3 protein-coding genes are annotated in these 8,520 nt (G+C 37.8%); all 3 read right to left on the bottom strand.

The genetic code is table 11. The features are described 5' to 3' along the window. Positions 1–3,996: CLIPPER-2 domain-containing protein (locus tag MM213_RS05690; protein ID WP_439647563.1), on the bottom strand; the 3,996-nt coding region annotated here is incomplete at its 3' end. A gap of 21 nt (positions 3,997–4,017) precedes the next feature. Then, a complete protein-coding gene (locus MM213_RS05685) occupies positions 4,018–4,533 on the bottom strand; it encodes a hypothetical protein (protein ID WP_241410496.1) in 516 nt (171 codons plus the stop codon). Between the two features lie 502 nt (positions 4,534–5,035). Then, positions 5,036–8,515 carry a DUF8818 domain-containing protein gene (locus MM213_RS05680; protein WP_241410495.1) on the bottom strand — a complete coding sequence of 1,160 codons (3,480 nt, stop codon included), beginning with the start codon at positions 8,513–8,515 and terminating at the stop codon, positions 5,036–5,038. Between the last annotated feature and the right edge of the window lie 5 nt (positions 8,516–8,520).

The following is an 8,520-nucleotide window of genomic DNA, read 5'->3' as shown; positions in this document are numbered from 1 at the left end:
CGCATCCACAACATTTACATTGCTCAACGTGAAGTCCCCAGTGTTCTCTACTCTGAACGTGTAGGTAATCACATCGTCAACAACATAGCTAGACTGACTCGCTGATTTATCTATRCTGATCGATGATCCTGCCGAACTGTCAACCGTGATCGTCTCTGTATCTGTATTCGTCACATCACTTCCTGTAGGAGGTGTACCTGTTGCCGTTGCTGTATTCTCTACCGATCCCGCATCYACATCCGACTGYGTAATCGTATAGGTTGCCGTAAACTCCGCAACCCCATTCGGTGCCAACGTAGTCGTACCTGATGTCTGGGTGATTGCTCCCAAACCTGGCAACGCATCCACAACATTTACATTGCTCAACGTGAAGTCCCCAGTGTTCTCTACTCTGAACGTGTAGGTAATCACATCGTCAACAACATAGCTAGACTGACTCGCTGATTTATCTATACTGATCGATGAAGTCCCTGAAATCGTTGTCGTCACACTCGCTTCTTCCTCTCCTGTTTGGGCAGTATTAACAAACGCAGTATTTACTATAGCATCTCCTAAATCAAAAATGGCTTGCGTGACTACAAAAGAAGCATTGTAAACCCAAGTTTCATTTGTATCTAAATTACCATCACCATTTGTATCACCTGAAGCAAGTGATAATGGAGTAGTATTATTTGTAAGTGGATCCGTCACAACAACTCCCGTCAAAGGAGTGTTACCTGGATTGGTAACATTGATGGTATAGTTTAAAGTAGTAGGAGCATTAATCTGCTCTTGCCCTGACGCAACAGTCTTAGTGATGGCAACTCTACAATCATTGATTGTCAAAGTCACAGGAGTTCTTTCTAAAGAAGCACAACCATCTGCTGAAACTGCTTCAACATAAAAAGTAACTGTTCCGACAGCACTCAAAGTTGGCGTAACTTCATTTAGCCCCTCGATAGAATCATACCATCTGTAAGTAACTCCAGCAATAGTTGAAATTGCATCTCTTGCATCCAAAGTCTGAATTGAAGTAGTGGCACATTCTGTTATATTACCAGAGGAAACTGGAAGAGGAGCAGCCGGATTTATAGTTACATTGACAAGAACTCTCTCGCTTTCACATTCACCAGCAGAAATTTGAGAAACCCACACGCTACTTACCCCAGATTGAGAAAGATTTACAACAGGGACAGTTTCAAATGGTAAACTAGAAGGATTATTATCTGAATAATATAAAAGAGTCGCTCCTGAAAGCGCAGTCACATCATATCCTATCGTACCCTCAGATTGACATTCAACAGTATTCTGAACCAACGGAGCTGTTGACTTAGGAGTAATTGTAATTGTCACAGGAACTCTGTCACCGATACAGCCAGATGAAGGGCCTTCTGCTACCCAGAAAGTTACTTGGCCTGGGTTATTAGTGTTAATGATAGGATTACTAATTGAATTTCCACCTGATTGCTGGGTAAAGAAAAACAATTGATAGTTGTTCTGAATCCCATCGGTACTTAGAGATATAAACTGGGAGAGATTCCCTGCATTTTCACCTTGACAGAAAGTCAAGTCCTCTGCACTTGGAACATCAGGATTAGTTGTTACTATAGTGACAATAATATCAAATTGGAAAATACACTCTGAAGAATTTGGCGGAATGGCATAAAACTGCCCACCAGCAGCAGGGAATGGATTATTCTCATTATATTCAATATCATTTAATGGGTCTGGACCTCCAAAAAACCGAGTTCCGATAGGGAAATTCCCTCTAATCTCAGACACAGGAATCCCAGCTGAAACATTACAGAAGAAAAATTCTAGCTCCAATGTTTCTCCCTGACAATTATTTTGAACCCAATCTATAGCATTGATAATAGGAATTCGTAAAGGCTCAGAAATAGGTTCTCCAACACAAGACCCTTGGTCTGAATAACCTGTAACAAAAGGCACAGCGTTAAATGTACTTTGAGAAGTAGCACCTTTTCCTCTGAGAATCCCACTAACCTCAACAAAAGCCTCACAATTCTGTTGGGCAAGAATGAAACAATTCTCTGTTCCTTTGAGCGTGTAAGTTAAAGTAGCCAAAATTTCATTAGGATCTCCACTAGGAGGCAACGGTAGATCATTGATTTTCCAGATGATTGAGCCAGTTGATCCAGCTGTCGGATCAAAGAATGGTGCTTGTGCATTTCCTCCTGAAAAATTGATTTGCGTAACAAGATCACTAAGATTACCAGTGAAATTAGCTGTAAATGGTATTGGTATTACTAGCTCAAGGTCATTCACTGCCTCTGTCCCTCTATTTCTTATATCTACTTTGTAAGTAAAGGTTTGACCTGGCTCCAATTCAGGCGTGCCACCTACCGAATTTCCATTAATCCCTGTTAATTGATTCAATGCTTCTACATCTGGCACATAAGCATCCACAGCGAATGCCACCATATAAATGGCATACAAATCCTGAGTAGTTCCATATCTAAATCTTGTAGAAGTCTGATTATTTGCAATGACATTGTTGTTTGGATTAGGAACATCCCACATTGCGATATCAATACCTGTGTTATTTAGAAGATTTGGTGTTCTAGGCGGTTGAACCAATGTGCCTGAAGCATTTGGAACAGGTGTATAAATAGAAGAATTAAAGAAATTATTTGTTGTATTTTGAGGATGAGTTAAGCCTACCCAATTAGTATTTGCAGCATTTCTTATTTGAAGAAAATCACCCGTAATCCCTCTATCACCCTCTCCTGCCAAAACACCAAGTTTAAATTTAACAGGTCCATTTTGCACAGAATTAAAGCCATCGATTGTAAATTCCCCCGCACTTTCAGTACCTGTAGTGGCCGCTTGTACGAATGAATATCCATCAAAAATCGTAATATCCCTCCATGGCATCTTAGAGTTTTCATAAACAACAATAATTGCCCAATGACCATAGTATCCAGTAGTACCACCATTACCTTCTGTCAAGGCAATATCAGCAACCGTATATTCTCCAAGACCATTTGCCCTTACATAGTTAGTGACATCCACATACCCTGCATACATATCAGCCTGACTTCCATTCGGATATAAAATATTATTGGAATTAGCTGTTAACTCAGTATAAGTAGATGAAGCAGGACCTTTTATCTTTACCTTTCTTTTATCTAAAGAAACTGTGTTTGGAATCATTGGAGTGAAAGTCCCTAAAATATTGATAGCAGCTCTAGAACTTCCTCTATATTCGTCTTGAGTTAAATTTGTACGTGTATCTCGTGTTAGACTATTAATGGTAATCGTCACTCCACCATCTGTAAATGTAAATGGTGTAACCAAAGTTGCTATTTCTAAACCTGATCCATTAGAAAGAGTTACTGGCACATCAACAAAAACCCCATTGCCCACTCTAAACTGAACCCTATTTGTACCTGAATTATTTGTGTAGTCAAAAGTATAAGTGTTACCATCTCCAGAAAAAACATATCTAGGATATCTTTGAGAAGAGACACCCTGTCTAGATACAGTCATATTATACGATGAAAAATTCACATCATTAGAATGACTTAAAGTTTGGTTTTGATTTATATTTTGAGTTACCCCAGGAACCTCCCCCTTTGTAACATTAAATGTATTTCCTATACCAGGTGTAGCTCTTCCAGACCAATACAACCCAGCATATAGAATCTCTGAACAGTTAGGATCTGCTCCGTTTTCCTGAGAGAACACCAAACTAGCAGAAGATGAATTGACAGTTTGGGGGACTCCATCTACATCCACGTAAATCATCTGATTGTTGGAGTTGTTGGTTTCATCACCATAACTCTGCAAAGTCAAATTGGTATTTCCTAATAATGAATAATCACCTTTTACGTTAAAGACCCCATTTGGTGGTTGTGGTGTGCCTACTCTTTTTAGAAAAGGCTTTACATTTTGATTTTGCCCAAATGCGTTGTTCACATTTAGACCAAACAGTAAAAAGACCACCGCAAGAGCAGTAAGTCTATATTTTTGAAAAGATTTGTAAATTTTTCTCATAGCTTCTTATATATAGAGTACTTACTGAGGCAATGCTACCTGATAAAAAATCAAAACATCTGTTTCTGAAAAGTCTGTAACCATTTTTGACACATCCTGAATCGTCATGGCTACATCGGATAAGATATGAATGAATTCAAGGTTTGGAAAAGAACTAAACAAAGTGGACTTGAGAGAAACACTATTTAATTGAGACACATCTGTAATATGGACCTGAATCATTTTAACTGTTCTGAACAAAGGATCACTATCATTCAATATTGATAATGAAACTCCATCAACATCAACTTTTTGAGGGTTCAACTCTGAAGGATATACCTTCGAACCATCAGAAATAACAATGGTAGGTGTAGCTCCATAAACAAAATTGAAAAGCCTATCTCCTGCTTCAATTCCCTCTTCTACAAAATAAGCGTTAAGCTCATTAACTTTCTGAGCCTGAACGCCAATTGATATTAAAAACAGTAATATAAAGACCCCTAAAAATGTCAATACTTGATCCATTTTACCCTTGATAAAGTTGAATTTGCTAATCATCTTATTTTTTTTATTTAGATATTTCATCTCTAAAATTTGCTTTTCTCATCTTGACCTATTTCAAAAACCTAGGCTATGATTATTTTCAAATTTATTTTTATGCTGTAAAAATACACTTTTTTGCTCTTCATTTCCAAATTCACTTTAATAAAAATGTTTATTAAATACATTTTTATAAATACAAAATACATTTTAAAGGATAGGCAATGATTTTTAAGAAGTTTTTTATTTCATAAATAACTATAAAAACAAAACACTATAAGTCAATTACATGAAAACAAACACAAAAAATTCTGAAGAACTAACTGCTAGAAAAACACTTATAATATTTTAATTTCTTATTGTTCTGAAACTTTCAACAGTAATTCTTCACATCATAATGATTAAAATCAGAAAAAACAGATCGTAAACTGGTCAATTTTTAAAATTGTATTCGAAGGAAGAAACAATACGTTTTAAAGAAAATTAAAAAATCTCGCAATAAACCTCTACTATAGACTGGTCAAAACAATGCCGTCACCTGCATTCTACCTACATGAACCAGTCTTCCCAAGCCTTGGGAATTCCTGCCCTCATAGACCATATTCATCTGCAGCCCCTCACCAATCTTCTGTAGCCAGTTGAATGTCCATGTAAGGTTATTTCCGACTGTCAATGCTTGTAACATTTCGTAGCCTGTTGGGGAGTTTGGTGTTCCATTGTAATCTATAAAAATATACTTGAGGTTGGCATTGATGGTGGTCTTGATTGCTTTCGAATACCTCAAATCCAAGCCTAATTGGTGCAGAAAAGCCTTTTCTTCCAACTCAACATTTGATACGTTTTCCTTATTGGTAAACTGATACATGACTGTCGAGCGAAAAATACTACTTGGCTGCCAAGCGAACTCTGGGCCTATTCCATATTGCTCTACATTATAGTTTCTATTGTCCAAGAAATCAGATGCAGCAATTCTATTCCCAGAGATTAGTATAAACCTAAAATTGAAATTAGGATTAAAATTAAATCTTGTATTCAAGCGCCAGTCCTTTTGTAAAAGATCTTCGAATCCTCCAGCCAGTAGCTGCTTGTTTTGACTATCAAAAAGTGATAAATCAAAACCATATTTTGGTGAAGCCCTATTGAAGAAAAAGGAGCTCCTTATCACTTGACGCACAGATATCAAATCTTCTTCATCAAAGCCCCCTACAAAGGGATTGATTCTTTCCCAAAATTCATTCGACGTGATTTTCTTTTCGACACTCAGACTGGTGGTGTTTGAGAATTTCTGAACAAAAGATTTAAGACCACCATCTTTTCTCCAACCGTCAGGGAATTTGGCATTTAACCTATAATTAAATATGGTGGAATAGGCCTGAATAAAATCAGTTGTTGGAACAAATACTTTAATAAAGCTTTTCTCTTCTGGATTCACAGCGATATAAAATTCGTTCAGCTGCTGAATCCCATCCCCATTATCATCTCTCCAAGCATGTGTCCCTTCACCTGTAGGCACAGGCAGAAAGACATATTCCCTTCTAAACTCTCTCCCGTTCCCCAATGCATAGGACAATTCATTTCTCATATTTCCGTCATACAAATTGCTGAGATAATCTATCTTACCCAAGACAGTAGTCTCCACTGCATCAGATCTCCGCAAAAACCTTAGTTCCCGATAGGTGAATGTTCCTTTGAAATCATGGTTTCCAAATTTTTTCTGTAAACCATAATTGGTAGCAAAGGCTTCCGTATCTGATATTAATTCTCCCCCTACGGGAAACTTATCTTGTCTCCAACTAGCATCTACAAAAAAAGAATAGGGCAATGTATCATTTGATTTCAAATAGACTACTTGCTCAATAAAATTCATGGCTGTGCTAACCACTGAATCCGACTCAATATCCCTGACGGAGTTCCTATCTAACATCAGCTTATACCCTGGAACGAGTATTTTGGATCTATAACTCACATCGCCTGTATATCTCAGCCATTCTGATTTCAAATCTCTGACATCACTGTCCAATCTGAAAAAACCATTTTTGACAAAAAATCGCTTGCCAATCTTTTGGTTTAACGTTGCCAGGTGTTGCGTTCCAGATAATATATCCCCTCTATTCCTCAGATTGAAACGATACGAAATAGATTGGTCAATATCCTTGTGTAAAGCCAATTGTGCATTGAAAATCCGCTCACTTCCTGGATCTTGGAGATCCTCTTCCGTCAAACTCCAATCTCGGTCAAATTCTATGTACCTCAATCGGTCTATAAAACTAAAACTCTGAGAATTGTATTCCATCTCGGTCAATGCATTGAAAGTGTAGTCTTTTAGCTTTGTAAAAGTTCTGTTTTCCGAGATCAAGCCAGATTTGATTGCAAATCCATTATTATCCTCATTATCAAGTTCTGAAAATAGATTCTCATCCGTATTGGAAAATGCCAGTTCGGTATAAACCTGTTCATATTTACTAACTTTATACCTCGACCCAGCTGAAAACATCTGCCTTTTGTTTGGAGCAGGAAGTGGGGAAAGAATGGAATACCTCCCTTGCGACACTCCATTTACTCTAGGCACAAATTCATAAACTGGCCCGTTAGATAGCTGCTGCCGTCTGATGTAATCCCCATTTCCCAAGCCTACTTCAGAAAATCCAATTGCGAAGTGGGCAGTTTCAGGATCTGTGGAATATTCATAAAATACTACCGGCAACCCCCTGTCATCAAATGCCTCTACTCTTCGATAAAGGATCCTGTTGACATCAAATGCCACGGAATCCACCCTAGGGACAGCTGCTGCGTCCAAATCATCTCCAACTGATGCAAGCAAACGTTTTTCACTATCTGAAAAATCAAAAAACAAGGGTCTATTTCTGTTGTCTTGCTCTCTATAGAAATTCATATAGAATGAAAGCTTGTCCGTCTCCTGAATATGATTAGCTGTCAGAATTGATCGAGAAAAATTCCTTTCTGCATATTCGAAATCTATCCTCACCCTGGAGTACTGTGTGATCAATACTTTTGGGGTAAATGTGATTTCTCCTTGGTTGTAATCGATCACATAATCATAATTAAAACCTCGCTGCAATTGCTTTCCATCCAAGAAAACTTTTTCCGAATTGGCCATTATAATAACAAACCTTTCGTTTTGGGGGCCAGGAATTCGATATGGACCGAGTGTTCCTTCCTGTACTTCTAGCTGGATAGATGCAAATTTACCTTTTGCCACTGATGCTGCCAACTGTGTGGAAGCTTTCCATTTATCCCCTATTTGGTAGTCGGTAGTAAGTTGGGCTCCTTGGACATTTTTATAGTATCTCAAAAACTCAGATTGTCTCTGCCTTAAAACCACATCACCGGCAGCAAGATTGAATTTATCATTGTAAATTTCCACCAAGACATTGTCAAAATCCTGGAGTTGCTGAGTATTTCCTTCTGGCTGAAAAGGCACATTTTGGTCTGTGATACTTGCACGAATATTTAAATTCTCTGAAAGTGCTCCATTCATTTGTAAGTTGAGGGAAGAGTTCACAAAGACATTTTGGGTATTTCCAAAAGACACACCCCTAGTCAAATTACCTGATTTATTCAAATTAGTTGAAGGAAACAATTCCTCCCTGAAGTCAAAACTGGGAATTGCTTCTACCCTATTATTCCTGAACATTGCCATGGAATCATAATCTTGAAGGAGTGTTCGCTTTGCTGCCTGAAAATGCAAACTATATGGAAAGACCCGATAACAGACTTTTAAAGAATCAATTTGATGATCATTTTGAAAATCCACCCTAATCATTCCAGAACTCAAATGATATGAAAAATCATAAGACTTAGCCATCTTATCTGTTATTGTTATGCTTTCTTCTATTACTGAAAGAGAATCCAACAAAAAATCCGTATTCAAAACCTCAACATCAATCCACTTGCACTTTACCTCAGATTGTGCGAACGACAATACCGAGACCTTTGTCAAAAACAACCCTAATAAAACTAAGCGTCTCAAAGCAAGCATTGGCA

The sequence above is a fragment of the Belliella alkalica genome (assembly GCF_022549785.1).
In the GTDB taxonomy this organism is placed as follows: domain Bacteria; phylum Bacteroidota; class Bacteroidia; order Cytophagales; family Cyclobacteriaceae; genus Belliella; species Belliella alkalica.
Note: the sequence above shows the minus strand (reverse complement) of the source record. Positions and strands in the feature narration are given on the sequence as shown.